This window comes from Vibrio sp. 10N.286.49.C3, from assembly GCF_041469545.1.
Lineage (GTDB): Bacteria > Pseudomonadota > Gammaproteobacteria > Enterobacterales > Vibrionaceae > Vibrio > Vibrio tasmaniensis_A.
Window position 1 is genome coordinate 71,060 of the sequence record NZ_JBFRKT010000021.1, and the last position, 18,147, is coordinate 89,206.

An 18,147-nucleotide genomic window follows, 5' to 3' on the forward strand; every position below is an offset into this window, starting at 1 on the left:
TACAATGACTTTATATAAACAGCTTGTGGTCGGAATGGTTGCGGTTTTCATATTACTGATGACCTCAGTTTTTATGATCGAATTCAATACCACCCGTGACTACTTAGAAGAGCAGCAACGCTCTGAAGTAAATAATACCATTAATACTGTTGGACTGGCGCTCGCCCCTTACCTCGAAGAAAAGGATCAAGTGGCTGTAGAGTCTGTTATCAACGCACTGTTTGATGGTAGTTCTTACTCTGTCGTACGATTGATTTTTTTAGACACAGGAGATGATATTCTTCGTTCATACCCTGTGAAACCAAGTGGTGTCCCACAATGGTTTACCAACCTGAATTTGTTTAAACCGATTCATGATCGCCGCGTGATTACTAGTGGTTGGATGCAACTTGCTGAAGTTGAGATAGTGAGCCACCCAGGCCCAGCCTATACTCAGCTTTGGGAGGCATTTACACGGCTAGTGACCTTCTTTGGAGCGATTTTCTTACTGGGTTTGATCTCGATTTCATGGATACTCCAACGAGCACTACGTCCGCTGTCATTAATCATAAAAAAAATGGATCAAATCGCCAAAAATCAGTTCGGTGAGCCTCTGGTTCGCCCTAAAACAAAAGACCTCATCTTAGTCGTCGATGGTATTAACCACATGTCGACTCAAGTTGAACTTGCATTTAAGAGCCAAGCACAAGAAGCGCAACGACTTCGTGAACGCGCGTATATCGATCCTGTATCTCAGTTAGGTAACCGTGCTTACTACATGTCTCAACTAACTCAGTGGTTAGAAGAGTCTAGTTTAGGTGGTCTGGCGGTGCTAAAAGCCGAATTTATTAGTGAAGAATATGATGACAAAGGCTATCAAGAAGGCGATGCCTTAGTTCACCAATTAGCTGAACAGCTACAGGCTTCTATTTCATCTCCAGATATTACTATCGCTCGTATTTCTAGTGATGAGTTTGGCTTCATTATGCCGAACATTGATGAAAATGAACTGAAACTCGTCGCGAGCAGCATCGTAAACTGCATTCAAAATCTAGGTTCAGATCCAACAGGTATGGCAAATCCACACATAGCTCTCGGTGTGACATACAGCAAGAAACGTAAAACCAGTACTGAAATCATGTCTTTGGTCGATAACGCACTGTCTAGCGCGAAAGCGAACCGTGAGCTCGCTTACGGTTACGTAACTGCTGACGACCATGGCGCTGTAATGGGTAAACAGCAATGGCGCATGTTGGTCGAAGAAGCAATCATCAATGACCTAGTAACTTTCCGCTTCCAAGCTGCAAATAATAGTTTTGGCAAAACCTATCACCAAGAAGTGTTCTCTGCGATTGAGAAAGAGGGGGTTCGTTACGGTGCCAACCAATACTTATACGCATTAGAACAGCTTGAAATGAGCCACATCCTCGATCAATACGTTATCGAGAAGATGATTGATAAACTGAATGCAAAAGAGCTTACTAGCCCCGTTGCTATCAATATCTCGCCAAGCAGTATTTCTCAGCCAAGCTTCATCCGTTGGATCGGAAAGTCTCTTGAGAAAAATGCGTCAATCGCTCATCTGTTGCATTTTGAAATTCCAGAAAACTGTTTCGTCAATGTTCCTCACTACACAGCACTATTGTGTAACACCATTCGCAACGCTGATGCGGTGTTTGGTGTTGATAACTATGGACGCAACTTCCAATCGCTCGATTATATCAACGAGTACCGCCCTAGCTATGTGAAGCTGGATTACCTATTTACTCATAACCTTGATGACGAAAAACAGAAATTTACGTTAACGTCTATCTCAAGAACGGCTCATAACCTTGGTGTGACGACTATTGCGTCACGAATTGAAACTCAGACTCAGTTAGATATTTTGTCTGATAACTACGTAGAAGTGTTCCAAGGCTTCATTGTTGATAAATAGTTGTAAGGTTATATCGCATGCAAGATCCACTATTAAACTCACTGATCTACGTTAGTCGGTATTACGGGTTAGCTAACTCGCCCGAAGCGTTGATCAATGGGCTACCACTCTCAGATGGAAAGCTAACCCCTTTCCTATTCCCTCGCTCTGCAGAGCGTGCGGGGTTAGTGGCCAAAGAAAACCGTTCCGATCTAGAAAACATCCCTCACTTAATTCTGCCAGCCGTATTGTTACTCAAGCAAGGTGAGGCTTGCGTTCTTAATAGTATCGATATTGAGAAGCAAGAAGCTGAAATCATAACAACGGAAAGTGGGATGATGCCAATCGTCATCCCAATAGAAGAGTTAAAAGAGCAATTCATCGGCCGTTACTTCTTAGTAAAAAAACAATTCCGTTATGATGAACGCTCGCCAGAAATTTTAAAAACGCGCGAAGGTCACTGGTTTTGGAGCACAATTTGGCAATCTAAAAAAATCTATCGAGATGTGCTGATCGCATCAATTCTAATCAACCTTTTCGCTATTGCAGCTCCAATGTTTACTCGTTTGGTGTACGACAAAGTGGTGCCAAACCTTGCGTTTGAGACGCTATGGGTACTCGCGAGTGGTATTTTTGTCGTCTTCCTCTTTGACTTGCTTTTAAAGTTAATGCGAAGCTACTTTATTGACGTTGCGGGTAAGAAATCCGATATCCTGATTTCATCTAAGTTGTTCAGTAAGGTGCTCGGGATTCGTATGGAAGCGAAGCCTGCTTCTGTCGGTGCTTTTGCTAAAAACCTGCAAGAATTCGAGTCAATCCGTGAGTTCTTTACTTCGGCAACAATAGGCTCATTAATCGATTTGCCATTCGCTCTTATGTTCCTGGCGTTAATTTGGTTAATGGCTGGCAACCTTGTGTTTGTTCCTGTCGTTGGCGTGGTGATACTGATCATCTATGCGTTGTTAATACAAGGCCCGCTGCGTCGTACCATTGAAGAAGGCTCTCGCCTTGCTTCTCAGAAGTACGCAAACTTAATTGAGAGTTTAGCGGGGCTAGAAACCGTTAAGCTATTCAGCGCTCAAAGCCAATTCCAATTCCGCTGGGAAGAAGCTGTTGCGCACATGGCAAACTGGAACATCAAAAGTCGTCGTATTACCGATAGCATCCAAAATACAGCAGGCTTTGTTCAACAAAGTACCAATGTGGGGATGATCATTTTTGGTGTGTACCTAATGGCAGAAGGCACTCTTACAATGGGTGGCTTGATTGCCGCTACTATGTTGAGTGGTAGAGCAATTGGTCCTCTTGTCCAATTATCATTGCTTTCTACGCGTTATAACCAAGCGAAGTCATCAATGACCTTGATTGAACAAGTCATGTCGATGCCCAGTGAGCAAGAGGAAGGTAAGCGATACATCCACCGCCCTATTATTCAAGGGCATATCGCGCTTGATAAAGTAACATTCCATTACCCTGATTCGCCAATCGCTTCTATAAGAGACCTGACTCTTAATATTAGTCCAGGTGAAAAGGTCGCGATTATTGGGCGAATTGGTTCAGGTAAAAGCACACTTGAACGCCTGATTATGGGCCTGTACAAGCCCACAGAAGGTCATGTTCGCATTGATGATACCGATATGGAACAACTTCACCATGTCGACGTACGACGCAATATAGGCTGTGTGCCGCAGGACAGTAATCTATTCTATGGCACGGTAAGAGACAACATTACCTTGGGACGCCCGTTGGTTGACGATCGTGATGTCATGGATGCAGCCAACCGTGCAGGTGTTACCGCTTTTACTCAGCAAGATCCCGCAGGCTTAGAACGCCAAGTCGGTGAAGGTGGTGGTTTACTCTCAGGAGGTCAACGTCAGTCGATAGCCATAGCTAGAGCCTTCCTAGGGCGCCCTCCTGTATTATTGATGGACGAACCTACCAGCGCTATGGATAACCGTTCAGAGATGCACATTAAGCATCAGCTGAGCCAGCTGTTACCTAGTGAGACTTTGATTCTTATCACCCACAAAACGTCGATGTTGGATATCGTGGATAGAGTGATTGTGATGGAGAAAGGCAGCATTATTGCCGACGGACCAAAATCACAAGTTCTGTCAGACTTGAAGCAAGGAAAGGTAAAAGCGGCAAGTTAAAGCGCTCATGTGACTTAAAGAATCGAACTAAGTCAATATCAGCAAAAGCAAAGGGGGAGCATCAGCTCCCCCTTTCTTATTTGGTCTAATGAGCAGAAAACTGCTCGAACCGCTCTATTCAGTATTGGGCAATTTCAGAGTCGCTCAATTACAATGAGATATCTTCTTTCTCCATTTTGAAAGAACATTGAATTTCATATTGATTGAACGAGAAAACACTGCCGCCGTGCGTTCGCTTAGTCGTCACCATCTCATCACCAAACAAAACAGATACACGGGTGTACACTTTCTCGTGCGCCTCTACTGTGCACTCGGCAAGGTTTGTTTCAAATTCAGCTTCGAGTGTATCCAACTGCGATTTAGTCTTCTCTATCGCTTGATTGTTTTTTTCTCGTTGCTGCTCAATCTCCAACGCTTGCTCTTCGCTTCTTTCCGCTTTTGGTCGCTTCTTAAATTCGAGTTCTTGACGGATGACGTCCATGGTTTGTTCTTGAGCGTGCTTATAAATCTCCTTCAGTTGAGCTATCTTTTTTTGATATCCCTCGAAGCGAGCAAAACCATGAACCTTAGTTGCAGTATCCCCTTCAACGCCTAAGAAAACACATTCCACTTTACCGCCGACTTTAGCTTCACCGCCACTAAGTGTGCCATGCTTCTTAAAGGTATCCATCACAATGAGGTTGTTGCCACAACGAATGTCGTTACTCATGCTATGTAGATTGAGTAGAATGTCATTGCTGGTTTGCAGTTCAGTATTCTGTGCGTAGCTTGCTGTGATAGAGCCTTTGCTAAGTACCTTACAACTTTTTGGCTCATCCTCTTTGGTCGTATGACCAATGATTCCTTTCGCGACTTTTATATCCCCCTGAGCCTGAACTTCTGCAGATTCAATAAAGCCACCAACAGTAATGCTTCCGGTCGCCTTCACTATCATTCCAGGTTCTATATTCCCAGAGACAAACACATTACCTTTGAATTTAACGTGCCCAGTAGATACGTCGACATTGCTAACACATAAGGCGTCATCCACTTCGATACTTCGCTCTTTAATAATGGGCAGACCAGAGGATGAAGAAAGTAATAAATTAGGGTCGTCAGGGGAAATGTGGGTGCCTTTTCCTGGCTTAATCAAACTGTCTTGGCCCGGAAGGGGTGGGATAATTCGACCTTGGACGGTAAAGCCCGCAATACCCTTGGTGGCAGGAGTTCGTTTCATTAGCGGGTCATTCTGACCAACGGTAATGGTTTCGCCGAGATCTCGCATATCGATCTTACCGGCGTCTTTACTGCGAGGCTTTAATACTTGATGAGTAATATCTTCAACCAATGCTGAAAACTTAGCATCTTTACCCTTCACAGCTGGAGAACCTTTGGCAACGGGCTGAGTAAATTTTTCACCCGGCTTTAGCTTGCTGCTCATCATCAATACTTTTCTAAGTGCTAGCTTATTAATTCCTTTCGTTATGTGAGCCTGAGCCAAGCAATGAATGATATCGCTGCCACGTAATGCCTGCCCATTATATGCCCCAGTTACAACAAGACTTGCGAGCATCTCATCATCAGACAGTTCAACCGTAACACTGGAATTACGAACTTCAGCAATTAATATTCCTTGATAAGCTTCTCCCTTACCTTCTTTAGCAAGAGTGACAAAACGCAGTATCTCTTCTTCGAAAATAAAATAGTTTGATGCGTTCAAAGCTTCTAAGGTTGTTGGTAATGTCTTATTGTCAAAGCTTGCGTTGACCACAAACCCAGACGGCAGACATGCCATCACTTGCTTCCTATCTTCCGACAATGTAACGATGCTATCCCACATTCGAATTGTGTACCCTTAATAACTCTGTTGTTATGCAGTCTATATAATTCGCTCTGTGCTTAGAATCACTACAGTAGAATAATCAGCGTCACATCACTTACTTTCGATGTTGCAAAGGGACTCATAAATAAGACTGACCGATTCTAATCTCTTCTTCACCTTTACAAAAAAGATTCTTTCACGATTTTTTCAAACTATGAGTCTTGGGTACGAGCATAAGATCGCAATACAGCGACGGATCTTCATCACCAAACGATTCGGGATGAATTGATGTGAGAATATGAAATTATACCTTCCAAACAACGGCGATAATTAGATTGGTAGAATTGAGATAGGAAATGAGCGCCATGATGGACATGTTCAACAAATTGAGAAATTGCATAAAGATTGGATAATTGAAATCACATAGGTCATTACATACCGCGGTTCAGTTTACAGTGTAAATCCGGCCTTCTAATTTACACTGTAAATCTAATTAACAGCTCGACATATGCTCTGTCGTTCCAAATTTAGTGACGATCGTTGACCTACTTATTTACAGTGTAAATTTAATAGTAGAGTACCGACATCTTTCCTAAACTGTAGCTCAGCTTGTTTTCGTCCGACTAAATTAAACTGTTCGACACAAGTCCCCCACTCTTTCTGCTGCACGACTTTCGCGATAAGTAAGTCTGAAACAACGAAACCTGTATCGATTATAGCGTCAGATTCAGTTATGTGCGCTTGATGACCATTACTTTGTAGAATCAAATTCAGGACACTGAAACCAATGCTGTCGTAACTATTACCACCATCGACATAATTCCTGAGGAGTTGGATTTCAGACTCTGCCATAGATTCCGCTTGCCTTGGTAATAATGCGCGCACCATATCAACCTCGAGAGAAGCCAAAGAACCAGAAGTGAGAAAACAGAAACTACGTTCAAAGTGACTTATCAGATTGTAGACCCAATTCTGTGCGCTTTTATTAAGTGGCTTAACCATCAATACCGAGTGACAGCCGCTTGCTTGATCGCGCTGGTGGCCAATGTGCACAGGTACAAAATCGTTATCGCGCCAGAATGAAATCAATTCACTGGTCGCGCCAAAGCTCGTTGCTAAGTAATCCGCCTGATTAGTTTGCTTTGACAACTGCCCCAACATCCAACGACCAATCCCCGAACCTTGATGACGTGTTGAAACGGCAATACGCATAACTCGAAGGCAACGACTGAGCGCCGCTTGCGTACAACCCAGTTGGTTTGCGAGTAACACTGGAGCTAGGTGACCTTGAGGTCTTCGTTTTCCAAGTTGAATCTGAGCAATCAGATCGCTATCCAACCCACCTTCTTCAGTTACCAACATACAACCTAAACATTCGTTTTTCTGCCAAGCAGCGTACAAACGGATTGCTGGATTGTTGAGAAACTGCATTAGATCGTTTGGTGACGTTTGATAATGAGCGTCAACAAGAAGAGAAAAGCATTGCTGTAGCGGCTCCGGGTTCGCCAAGCATTCTGCCTTTGATAACTCGACCAAGCTCAGTTGGTTGATTGCCAGATCAGAAAAGCTATCTAACTCATGAATCACCGAGTCACTTAGCGACGCGTCGTTACCAAGCAAGAAGCAATCAAACAACCAACGCTCTAGTGGATCATTGCGATTCCAACGAATGGGCTGATCGAGCTTAAAACCTTTCCACCCCGGGCGATGCTCTGAAAGCCAAGACTCGAACTTAAGTCCAAACCCTCTCCCACTCCCCTCGTATCCGTGAACGGTGGTTGAAAAAACCATACGATGATAAATGCCAACCATAGATTTGAGCATCGGGATTGGAATTGCAGCCGCTTCATCGACTAATAGCAAATCACAATCAGGCTTAGACTTAAGTAATTCATCTGGTGCTACGAATCTTAAACTTCCGCTTTGATAGCAAATGTAAGTTGCGTTGAGCACTTCACAGTCTTCTAGGCTTTGACTCGCGTGGGAAAATACAGGCTCGATTGCTTTCACTGAAGGCGCTGTCACGATGATATTTAATCCATGACGCTCAACCAAAAGCTGAGCAGCGGCAATACCCAATGTAGAGCTTTTACCACGTCCTCTATCTGCCGTGAGAACTAAAGGTCGTTTACGATGCCCAGACACCACTTTTTTAACCAACTCAACAGCCAGATTTTGCTGTTCGAATTTGTCCAAACTGTTTTCAAAGTCTTGCTTGAGAGGAAGTGCTTTAGTCGCTTGAACAACATCGTCTGTTTCGTTGTGTTGTGAAACCGAAATGAGCTTATTGAAACTCTCCTTTAACCAACGTTGGCCAAAGCTCTCGTTATCTTCAGAGTCATCAACTTTTGGCGGCAACACCAACAACAGCCCACCACCGATTAACGAACCTAGTGCAGCGCTAAAACCATTCGCATCAAACTGCTCTCTAAAATCACAAACAAGAACTTGGGACTCACGACCAAGCAATTGTTGGCCTTTTTTGACTGGAGCATGAATCACTCCTTCAAACGGAGTTCCACCAATCTGGAAGATGCTCGGAGTGTACGAATTTTCAAGGAAGGTTAAAACAGCAGAGTTTTGCCAATCAAAGTCGCCATCAAAGACCACACCGTAACGGTGACCATTGTGTTGGGCAATATTAGAAAGTGTATGCAGAAAAGTATTGGTTGGGTTTGTCATAGTTAGCGTCCAGATTCATCTAAACACAGTTTATCACAGCCAAATAAAAAGCCGCATAAAGCGGCTTTAGAGGAGTAATGAAAGTCGTGACTTAGTCTAACTTAGATTGTACGAATGCTAGGATTTCTTCCATTGTTGTATCATCAACTTTCTTAAGATTTAACGCCAAGTTTGAACCCTTACGGCTATATGACGCTCGACCTTTAATAAGTTCAACTTTTGGAGAAGCTTTCTTCGCGGGTGCTGGTGCTAGTTCGAGCACCCAACCTTCTAAAGTCTCTGTCACGTCTTTTGTTAAACGAGTTACGCCTTGAGCTTCGCTGCGCTGCCACACAAAACCTTCAGAAGCACCACACTTGGTCAGTAATGTTTGTTGCTGCTCACTAGTAAGACCGCTAAATTGTTTGTGTAACTTAACAATAGTCGGACGGCCAAGATCGCTCACATTTGGGTAAGCTTGTAATAATTCAAGTGGTAAAGCGGCCGCTTTCAACGCGCCACTCACCAAAGCTTCACTGCACTGGAACATTTTAGCGAGTGCTTTCTGGTCTTCAGCTTCGCCTTTATCAAGCTTCGCTTGCATCTCCTTCCCCTTCTCATAGAGAGAAAGTGGTTTATGAGCGTTAGCTACATCTGATAAAAACTTAGCATGTTCGCCGTTAATGTTTTCAGCGACATAGATCAAGAACTCTTTGTCAGCCAAAATACATGACATACGACGACGGCTACCATCAAGAACTTCAATCTTGCCGTCTTTGTTCTTACGGCCAACCGCTGGATATTGCTGGCCGCGCTCTTTAAGCGTAGTTAGTACGTCAGAAAGCGCGTGCTCATTCAAGAAAGACTGCTCACGAGCATTCTCTTCAAAAACAACCGTTCGTGTTGCTACATCAGCGGCTGGAATTCGAACCAATTCAAATGAAACTAAATCTTCACCCGCAACAGAAAGCTCAATCACTTGAGCTTGCTCTTTTACCGCAGTTTGAGCTTCTTGTGGCGTAGCTACGCGACGTTTGTTTGCTTTACCAAATAGCTTTGCATTTAAGTCAGATGTTTTAATTGCCATTCTTGTTATCCCTGATTAAGTGAAGGCCAGTTGCTATGTAATACACGCTCTAATTCTAGAGCACTTTTTTGTACTGCGTCTTGAGCCACAGCCAGAGTTTTCTTACCGCCCTCAAAGTCGCTTACCGTCAGATCGAAAACCGTGCTGTAAGTGTCAGCACAAGTTTCAAAGGCGCGGCTTCTTGGAATCGTGGCCATCATTACTTGGTCATTCAACAGGTAGTTCATCTCAGTCAGAACTGATACCTGCTTTTTATTGTCGTCTTCAAACATCGTTGGCATTAGACGAACGAACTCAAGCCCTTTCCAATCGTCCGGGAACATTTCATAAACCGTTGGCAAGTGCTGGAAGAAGTTAACCGTTGAAGCCCAGTCCAAACGCTTGGCTGCACATGGTATTAAAAGCGCGTTCGACGCGTACATTGCATTCCACACTAACGGGTCCACGTGTGGTCCAGTATCAATCATGATCACATCAAAATCATCGGCGATTTTGTCGATAAGCTTTTCTTTCAAAAGACGAACAATATCAAGTGACTGATCTCTAGACAGACTTTGCCATGCTTCAGCGTTAAACATCGCATCTTCTGGGAAGGCTGAAATAGTCTTCAAATTAGGATACTGAGTTGGCAACAGCACGTTCTTACGCAAGAATTCTAGGTCAACATCCTGCTCTTCTGGCACATTATCCAACATGATATCAACTGCAGAATAAATGCTGTCATGCTCTGCACCACTAATTTGTGGGTTTAAGAACAGACGCAAAGAGCCTTGTGGATCCAAGTCAATCAAACAGATACGGTAGCGCTTGTCCAAATTTAGAGATAAGCACGCAGCTAAGTGAACTGCCGTCATTGATTTACCCGTACCGCCCTTTTGGTTTTGTACGTTGATAATCCATGGTTTGTTGTCAGCATGCTGCTTACGTTGATGGAACTTCGGCACTTCTGCCGCGTCCATCAACATGTGAGCTTCTGTCAATGAAATCGAGTAGTGATTGGCATTGTTCTTTGTAAACTGATGGCCATCAGCTTCAAGTTTAGTGATCGCTTCATCGAGTTTACGACGCGTTAAACCAGAACGAGTCTCCATCATAGCTTTAGACATTGGAGGGAAATGTTCATCACTTCGCTCTTCCAAAATAATCTCAATTCGGTCAGCCTGAACTTGTTGAGTTTGTTCGGCTAGCTGATAGAGCTTATCAATCGTTTGTTCTCTTTTCATTGCCAGTTTCCGTAATGATTAACTAAGTACAAATTGTACAGCGATTAACAACAAACACAACAAAAACATGAACATGCATTTATGAGTAAACTCACATAAAATAGACAGTGTTTTTACAATTTGATGAAACATCACCTCAGAGTAATACTAAAAGTCATCATTTTCATCATGCACAACCATGTTATTTCTAGTGCACATTTAAAATGTTACAGCATCACTTATTTACAATGTAAATGAAATTATCCCTAAAAAGCTGCGGAACGATTGAAACACAACCATAGATTACGGTTGGTGTAATTTGCATTCGAATTTATAGATTTTCAATTCAATAAAAATTAAAAAACGCTCAATGGACAAAAAATTCAAAACACAAGAGAAGAGGAGGTGCAAAAAAATAACAGAGGATTCTAACCTGAGCGGAAGAATGATCATGGAACACATCTAATGTAAGAGAATTAATAACACCAAATTACGAAGCATGATCAAGGCGCAAACTTAGCAATATTGATCCGAGCAACTGCACATTACAAATGATCAAACTCCGGAAAAATGATCAAGTAAATATCGTTCCGGAAGCATGTAATTTAAGAGCTAAGTTACGGACAAATGCTTTTGTAATGGGGATTCAACGCCTATAAGGGCTCAATGATTGAAAATTCAATCTACACTGACCGAGAATACGCAAACATGACAATTTCATGATCATGCTTCCTAGTTAACTCCCACCTACGCTAAATACATCAAAGCTATCCATTTTCAACAGATACAGGTTAAATTTTATCCTCAATAGGGCGGGAAGGATAAAAAAGTACCATCACTTGATCATTGTTCCGATAGATTGGCCATCATAAATATCCGCATTGAGTTGTATGAAGTGACTTAGAAGATGATGTTGACTTCCGAACTGTGGATAAGCTGTATATGTATAATGATCATGCTTTCAAGCCAATAATGATCATGCTTACAATGACTTAATGATCATACTTCTGGTGTTCTGTGATCATGCTTTCTTTGATTTAATGATCATAGTTTCGGGGTTTTTATGATCATGCTTTCCAAGGGGTTTTATTTTAAACCTTTAAATTCAGCCACTTAAAACCACGAGAACAGCCTGATCATTAGATCACTTAATCATTTAAGATCATATTAATCAAAAAGATCAGTTATTTAAAAGCCAATAAATTCTCTTTATTTATGATCATTCTTTCTTTATCATTCAGGAACTATAGTGAAATTACGGTTAGTGTGATACGGATCAAAAATGAAACCAGAAGAGAAATTGTTAATTAAGGCACGAAGCCACAAAGATGGTCATTTATTTGAGGTATCTGAAACAGCCGTTGAATGGATAGAACAATATCAACACTTCAAAGGTGTCACCAAAAGCATCGTTGAGCTTCTTAACCTAATTTCACTTCGTGGGTTTAGCAGCAAAGACGGTTACGTTTCTACTACCGAGATTATTGAATCAACCGATGGTCAAGTTACTCGTGCAGCCTTACAGCAAAGGTTAAGAGCTGCGGTCAGTATCGGTCTTTTCAGGCAAATTCCGGTTCGCTTTGAAGAAGGTCTTGCTGGTAAAACTATGCTGCATCGCTTTGTTAACCCAAACCAATTGATATCAGTACTGGGTGCTACTAGCTTAGTGACAGAAAGCGTGAAGCAAAATGAGAAGCAAAAGCGATCTAAAGCTCTAGCTCAAACCAAAGTCAACAAACGCTTATTGAATGAACACGGACTCAATACCCCACCAACGATGAAAGACGAAGCCGATCAATTTATTGTGTCGCCAACCAATTGGGCGGGTATTATTGATCAAGCCTTAGCGCCCCCTAGAACGCGCAAGAGCTACCAAAAATCAATGGTTTCGATCTCTGGCACTCGAGCGGTGATCGAGACACGATCTTCAAAAAACATTATGACGGTTGATGATCTGATGACGCTATTCGCGTTATTCACGCTTACTGTTCAATATCATGATCATCACCAAGATGATTACCATCTAGACGCGAAACACACACCGAACAAAACACCACTTTACATCACGGATATTTTGTCCTTGCGTGGCAAGAAAGACAGCGGGCCGGCACGTGATTCGATCCGTGACAGTATTGATCGTATCGAATTTACCGATTTCCAATTGCATGAGCTCACAGGCCGTTGGCTTAGCGAGAACATGCCAGAAGGCTTTAAGAGTGATCGTTTCCGATTCCTAGCTAGAACCATTACCGCATCGGAAGAAGCGCCTACAGAAGGCTCTGACGGCGAAATTCGCATTAAACCGAACCTATACATCCTGGTTTGGGAACCTTCGTTCTACGAAGAGCTGCTGACGCGTGACTATTTCTTCCTATTTCCGCCAGAAATCCTGAAGCAACATACCTTGGTCTTCCAAATGTATTCGTACTTTAGAAGCCGCATGGCACGTCGCCATTCAGATAGCATGTTGCTCAGTGAGCTCAACCAGAAATTGGCGCGTAACATCGATTGGCGTCGTTTCTCGATGGATCTGATCCGCGAGCTCAGAAAGTTAGGTGAAGTAGGGGATCAAGAAGATACCTTCCTGGTTAACCTTTGGGGTTATCACTTAACGATCACCGCGTTGATCGAAAAAGGAAAAACGACTGATTATCAGGTTGATATCAAATGTAATGTGGAAGAAGTCTTACGTTACTCAAGAGCACGCACCACCAATGCAGGCAAGCGTAATATGGCACCAACGTTACCGAACCCACTGCGTAATGAAATGGTGTCTAAGCAGAAATTGGAAGAGTTGTCTGAGATTATCGATGGTGAGTTTGAGCCAATTCAGCGCAAAGCACCGTCGCCAAGAGGCAAATTGGGACGTCGAGTTAAGCAGCGTAAACACTCTGTTGAGATCAACGCTGACGAGATCATGATTACTCTCTCTAAATATACCTCTGCAGAGGCTCTAGAACGCAGTATAACGGCTTTATCTGCTATGACAGGGCATTCACATGCTTCAATCAAAGAAGAGTGTTCTGAGCTCATTGAGAAGCTTGATTGGTTGAGAGTAGGGGAGGACGTTATCCCATACGAAACACTGAGTCGCTTGATTGAGCTTTACAACGACCGTGACAGCACCAGCAATCGACACTTGTCTATTGAGCGTTTGATCTCTGGTTTAGCTGTGCGTCGTAAAGTGTGTAAACAAGTTCACGAAGGTCATTTAGACGAAAACGTGTTCTTAGCGCTCGACGAAATGGCGATTGGCCACTAACCACCAATCACTGTCACTGCTCAGTTGTAAGAAGCCCGTATTTACGGTCGACGAATGGATAGTTTGAACACATTAGGTGCTGATTAAAACCGCACCTAACGCTGACAAATTGATGACAATGTAGCGCATCCAGTTGATTATTATTTATCCCGAATAGACAACCTTTTGTCCTTTCTTATGATTAATAGATTGGCTCATATTTTGTTACATCATACTGAATAGATTTTTGCGAGTTCCTAAGGGACTCGCTTTTTTTTGCCTGCAATTCGGCTAATCATTAACATTCAAAAGCTTACCATTTAAATTCTACAGCTTATGGAGTCCGTTCCTGAAGCATGATCAAGGTGAGATCATGCTTTCTACGGTGCTTATTTTTGATGGGGTTCAGCTTTGATGTTTGATCGAACAGGGGTTGAACAAGGAGTGGATCAGTGCAGTTGACGTAGAGCCATACCTTGATCATCGTTCTGGTGTTGACTTGCCATAAAGCGTACATGCGATTCGATCAATTTTTCTGATTCTTCTTTCCAGCGCGGTTCTTGTTGTTGGTTGGTAAACTCCAAAGCCAATACACACAAGTGCTGTAGCCGCTGTGTACACCACTCTTGTAAGTCAGGTTCTGATTTGGGATTACAAGACACAGCTTGAAGCTTGCTATAGGCAAACATCAGGTATTGGAAAGCTTTTTCCTGATGGTGCGAGCCACTAAGTTCGTTTGAGATAGATGGTGGGCTTGGTGGTGGAAGCTTTGTCGATGCCGTCAGAATTTCATCTTTATATCGATAAAACGTAAAGATTCTCAAGCATCCGTCTAACCAGCATGCGATGCCTTTGCTCTGTTTATCCGTGATCAAAGGCCCCCAGAGTGCATCTGGAGGCGTTAAGATCAAAGGCTCTAACTTCTCCACTTGATCATGCTTTCGGTCTTTGTACCAATTTCCGATCCGCTCTAACCAAGTGTCTAGTTCATTCATGCAACGTTATCCCACTGTTTAACATAGTGATTATCTGAAACTTGCTTGATCTCATGCTGTATTTCACTGCTTTGTTCACGAATACGATCAGCGTCTATTGAATAGTTTGGCTCATTTTTCACGAGTTCGCCAAATGGTAGATCAGGATCGGGCACAGCAGAGATCAATAACTTAGTGTACGGGTGTTGTGGGTTGGTTAAGATCGACTGGGTTGATCCCCACTCAACGATCTGTCCCTTGTACATCACAGCCGTCTCTTCTGCGATGTAGTGTGCTGTTGCTAGATCATGCGTAATGTACAAAAAACCTATCCCTAACTCTTTCTTCATCCTCTGCATTAGGTTCAAAACACCGAGTCGTATTGAAACATCCAACATCGAGGTGGGTTCATCGGCAAGGATAACCTCAGCACCGACTGCAAGTGCTCTTGCTAAGTTTATGCGCTGTCTTTGGCCTCCACTGAGCTCATGAGGGTATTTGGTGAGAGTTTCGATGGGCAACTCCACCAGCGTTAACAACTCTTTGAGACGCTCTGTGAGAGCTTGTTTCGTAGCAACTTGCTTGTGGATCTTAAGGGGCCGCGTTAAGTGGTGTTCAATGGTGTGGGTTGGATTGAGTGAGCCAAATGGGTCTTGAAATATCATTTGTACGCGGCTTCGGTAATCCAAGATATCTTTACGACTTTTTAAGGTAGAAATATCTCTGCCATTGAACAGTATTTCTCCCTCTGTTGGCGGATACACTTTGGTCATCAGTCGAGCGCAGGTGCTTTTCCCGCAGCCTGATTCGCCAACCAGTGCCAATGTTTTACCTGCATGTAAATCAAAACTCACCCCATGCAGTGCTCTAAAGATCTCTTCTTTGCCAAATCCACCACCAACAGTGAATTCTTTAACGAGGTTTTTTACTTGAAAAATAGGTTGTGACATGGAGCTCTCCTAGCACGCAGTTGCGTGAGCGTGTTCGTGAATATTGGGGAAGGAACTCCATAGCTTTTGGGTGTAGGAGTGCTGAGGGTTATTGCGAATCTCATGGGCTTGGTTGATTTCAACTATCTGTCCATGACGCATGATGGCAATTCGATCGCACAGTTGGCTCATTAGTGCGAGGTCGTGGGTGATAAACAATATTGAGAAACCAAACTCTTCTCTGAGTTGGTGTATTTGCTGCAGAATTTCGCGCTGTACAACCACATCCAGTGCCGTGGTCGGTTCATCCATGATAATCAACTTAGGGTTGAGCGCGAGAGCTATCGCAATCACCAAACGTTGACGCATCCCACCGCTAAACTGGTGCGGGTACTCGGCTAGACGGTGGCGAGGGATATTGACTAGGTCGAGTAACTTTTCGGCGCGATCTTTTGCTTGCTCGTTGTTCATGCCCTTGTGGTGGCGCAATACATCGGCAAACTGTTCTTCAATGGTCAGTACAGGGTTAAGCGAGTTCATCGCGCTCTGGAACACCATTGCGATCTCACTCCAACGTAAGGTGTTCAAGTGGCTGTCCGATAAGCTCAGCAGATCTTGCCCGCCAAACAGTATTTGTCCGCCAGAGATGAAAGCCGGTGGCTTATGCAGGCGGTTAATGGCAAATGCGATGGTACTTTTGCCACACCCGGATTCTCCCGCTAAACCAAAAATCTCGCCTTGGCCTATGTTAAAGCTTACGGATTTTACGGCATTAAAATCGCCGTCATCGGTAATGTAATCGACACATAGATTCTTCACTTCGAGAAGAGGTGTCTCTAAATTTTCCCTAGACATGATAAACACTCAGTTATGATATTGATAACTATTATCATTAACATGTGTTGGATTTTGTGAAAGAGAAGAGCACAAAAAGAATGAAGTGACTCGAATTATTTTTTGATTATTTCATGAAGTTTCAGCGGGAAATAGGAAATGAGAACGAGGAAAATGAGAGGTGGATCAAACCACATTTCTTATGGGGAATCTTTTAAATGTAATGGCAGAAAATGGCTTTGGCAAAGTTTTAATGAGGCATTTATTAATTAGCTTTGTGAAGCGTCGGAATCATCACATTTCAGTACAGAATTGCTTAACAAGCGAAATAGCATTTGCTACAGATTACCTGTCCATTACATGGTGCTTTTCGGAGGAAAACATGTCCATTAATTCTATCAACCATGATGAAATGACAAATATTGCAAATAAGTGGGATGCTGAAGAAGAAGTATCTTTCAAACCAGAAAAGAAAATGAAATCTGCTGAAGCTCGTCGTCGTATTGAAGCTCTAAGAGAAATTAGAGAAAGCGGTTTTAGTCTGGAAGAAGCGAGGGAGCTAGGTCTAATTCATTAACAACCCCCATTGCATTTAGAAGGGTGGCGCACCGCCACCCTTTGATTTATATGCTTTTTTTGAAGAAACTTGTGCTTTTTATAAGTAAACCATGCTCCTTGCCTCTCACCATTTAAATCCATTGTCCTTCCTCTACATTACTTGTTCTCGACTAAAAACATACTCTTTAACTAAGTTGTTTGACAGTTATATGCAACGCCACTAATTTTAAAGTTAAAGCAAAAATATGCGATGTTGTTGGTAAGGAGAAGGCTATGTCTAATTCGGTGGCTAAAGCCAAAGAAGTGCTGTTCTATGAACCTGAAGATCCAAACGGGTACCTGTCAAATTTTGCCGCTTGTCCTATCAAAATCGACGATCAAGTTTGGGCAACCAGCGAGCATTATTATCAAGCGATGAAGTTTGCCTCTCAAGCGCTGCGTAACACCATTCTCGAAGCCTCGACTCCTGCTGAAGCATTCTCTTTAAGCCGTGATTATGAAGAGCAAGTTCGGGAAGATTGGTATGATATTCGTGTTGAAGTGATGCAGTTCATTGTCACAGAGAAGTTCAGGCAGAACCCACAGTTTGCGTTGTTTCTTACTAATACCGGAGATTCGGTGATAAAAGAACATTCGCACAAAGACCACTTCTGGGGGGATGGTGGCGATGGAACCGGCGAGAACCATTTAGGCAAGATTCTGATGGCAGTACGACAAGAGCTTCGTACTCAGCAACTGCATTTGATTGCTGTACACTAATCCATTTACCTCCGTGGTTCCAAATTAAGTAGGTCGATTACAGGTAAACTCTTT

12 protein-coding genes are annotated in these 18,147 nt (G+C 43.0%); 5 read left to right on the forward strand and 7 right to left on the reverse strand.

What is annotated here, in order from left to right; all coding sequences use genetic code 11:
• Window positions 1-4: 4 nt before the first annotated feature.
• Together AB4180_RS09345 and AB4180_RS09350 are read left to right on the forward strand one after the other, a co-directional pair.
• Window positions 5-1,915: a LapD/MoxY N-terminal periplasmic domain-containing protein gene (locus tag AB4180_RS09345; protein WP_009846011.1), complete on the forward strand. Its 1,911-nt coding sequence runs from the start codon at window positions 5-7 to the stop codon at window positions 1,913-1,915.
• 17 nt (window positions 1,916-1,932) lie between these two features.
• Window positions 1,933-4,047, forward strand: coding sequence for a type I secretion system permease/ATPase (locus tag AB4180_RS09350; RefSeq protein ID WP_009846012.1), 2,115 nt, complete (start codon window positions 1,933-1,935; stop codon window positions 4,045-4,047).
• A gap of 148 nt (window positions 4,048-4,195) precedes the next feature.
• Here the strand turns inward: AB4180_RS09350 and AB4180_RS09355 are convergent, their stop codons facing one another.
• From AB4180_RS09355 to AB4180_RS09370, 4 genes are all read right to left on the reverse strand, one after another.
• Window positions 4,196-5,866 (reverse strand): FapA family protein, encoded by a 1,671-nt coding sequence (locus tag AB4180_RS09355; RefSeq protein ID WP_102248753.1) that lies wholly within the window; start codon window positions 5,864-5,866, stop codon window positions 4,196-4,198.
• Window positions 5,867-6,397: 531 nt separating this feature from the next.
• Window positions 6,398-8,530 carry a GNAT family N-acetyltransferase gene (locus tag AB4180_RS09360; RefSeq protein ID WP_102248754.1) on the reverse strand — a complete coding sequence of 711 codons (2,133 nt, stop codon included), beginning with the start codon at window positions 8,528-8,530 and terminating at the stop codon, window positions 6,398-6,400.
• Window positions 8,531-8,621: 91 nt separating this feature from the next.
• Window positions 8,622-9,596, reverse strand: a complete 975-nt coding sequence (locus tag AB4180_RS09365) for a ParB/RepB/Spo0J family partition protein (protein ID WP_009846015.1) — start codon at window positions 9,594-9,596, stop codon at window positions 8,622-8,624.
• 5 nt (window positions 9,597-9,601) lie between these two features.
• On the reverse strand, window positions 9,602-10,819 hold the full coding sequence (locus tag AB4180_RS09370) for a ParA family protein (protein ID WP_009846016.1): 1,218 nt from the start codon (window positions 10,817-10,819) through the stop codon (window positions 9,602-9,604).
• Window positions 10,820-12,080: 1,261 nt separating this feature from the next.
• On the opposite strand from AB4180_RS09370, the gene AB4180_RS09375 reads away from it, so the two are divergent.
• Window positions 12,081-14,060 carry a replication initiator protein RctB domain-containing protein gene (locus AB4180_RS09375; RefSeq protein ID WP_012601303.1) on the forward strand — a complete coding sequence of 660 codons (1,980 nt, stop codon included), beginning with the start codon at window positions 12,081-12,083 and terminating at the stop codon, window positions 14,058-14,060.
• Window positions 14,061-14,488: 428 nt separating this feature from the next.
• On the opposite strand, the gene AB4180_RS09380 is transcribed toward AB4180_RS09375, so the two are convergent.
• The 3 genes from AB4180_RS09380 to AB4180_RS09390 are packed head-to-tail and all read right to left on the reverse strand — an operon-like array spanning window position 14,489 to window position 16,797.
• Entirely contained in the window at window positions 14,489-15,034 is a 546-nt protein-coding gene (locus AB4180_RS09380; RefSeq protein ID WP_102248755.1) for a transcriptional regulator, read from the reverse strand.
• Complete coding sequence (locus AB4180_RS09385) at window positions 15,031-15,963, reverse strand: ATP-binding cassette domain-containing protein (RefSeq protein WP_017097199.1); 933 nt, start codon at window positions 15,961-15,963, stop codon at window positions 15,031-15,033. Before AB4180_RS09385 ends, AB4180_RS09380 begins: the two co-directional genes overlap by 4 nt.
• Before the next feature lie 9 nt (window positions 15,964-15,972).
• Window positions 15,973-16,797 (reverse strand): ABC transporter ATP-binding protein, encoded by an 825-nt coding sequence (locus AB4180_RS09390; protein WP_102248756.1) that lies wholly within the window; start codon window positions 16,795-16,797, stop codon window positions 15,973-15,975.
• A gap of 361 nt (window positions 16,798-17,158) precedes the next feature.
• On the opposite strand from AB4180_RS09390, the gene AB4180_RS09395 reads away from it, so the two are divergent.
• Together AB4180_RS09395 and AB4180_RS09400 are read left to right on the forward strand one after the other, a co-directional pair.
• Window positions 17,159-17,353, forward strand: coding sequence for a PA3496 family putative envelope integrity protein (locus AB4180_RS09395; protein WP_004732575.1), 195 nt, complete (start codon window positions 17,159-17,161; stop codon window positions 17,351-17,353).
• Between the two features lie 179 nt (window positions 17,354-17,532).
• On the forward strand, window positions 17,533-18,093 hold the full coding sequence (locus AB4180_RS09400) for an NADAR family protein (protein ID WP_102248757.1): 561 nt from the start codon (window positions 17,533-17,535) through the stop codon (window positions 18,091-18,093).
• Window positions 18,094-18,147 lie beyond the last annotated feature (54 nt).

Coding starts and splice junctions, on each gene's coding strand:
- AB4180_RS09345 (WP_009846011.1), top strand. CDS start 5: ATGACTTTATATAAACAGCTTGTGGTCGGAATGGTTGCGGTTTTCATA.
- AB4180_RS09350 (WP_009846012.1), top strand. CDS start 1,933: ATGCAAGATCCACTATTAAACTCACTGATCTACGTTAGTCGGTATTAC.
- AB4180_RS09355 (WP_102248753.1), bottom strand. CDS start 5,866: ATGTGGGATAGCATCGTTACATTGTCGGAAGATAGGAAGCAAGTGATG.
- AB4180_RS09360 (WP_102248754.1), bottom strand. CDS start 8,530: ATGACAAACCCAACCAATACTTTTCTGCATACACTTTCTAATATTGCC.
- AB4180_RS09365 (WP_009846015.1), bottom strand. CDS start 9,596: ATGGCAATTAAAACATCTGACTTAAATGCAAAGCTATTTGGTAAAGCA.
- AB4180_RS09370 (WP_009846016.1), bottom strand. CDS start 10,819: ATGAAAAGAGAACAAACGATTGATAAGCTCTATCAGCTAGCCGAACAA.
- AB4180_RS09375 (WP_012601303.1), top strand. CDS start 12,081: ATGAAACCAGAAGAGAAATTGTTAATTAAGGCACGAAGCCACAAAGAT.
- AB4180_RS09380 (WP_102248755.1), bottom strand. CDS start 15,034: ATGAATGAACTAGACACTTGGTTAGAGCGGATCGGAAATTGGTACAAA.
- AB4180_RS09385 (WP_017097199.1), bottom strand. CDS start 15,963: ATGTCACAACCTATTTTTCAAGTAAAAAACCTCGTTAAAGAATTCACT.
- AB4180_RS09390 (WP_102248756.1), bottom strand. CDS start 16,797: ATGTCTAGGGAAAATTTAGAGACACCTCTTCTCGAAGTGAAGAATCTA.
- AB4180_RS09395 (WP_004732575.1), top strand. CDS start 17,159: ATGTCCATTAATTCTATCAACCATGATGAAATGACAAATATTGCAAAT.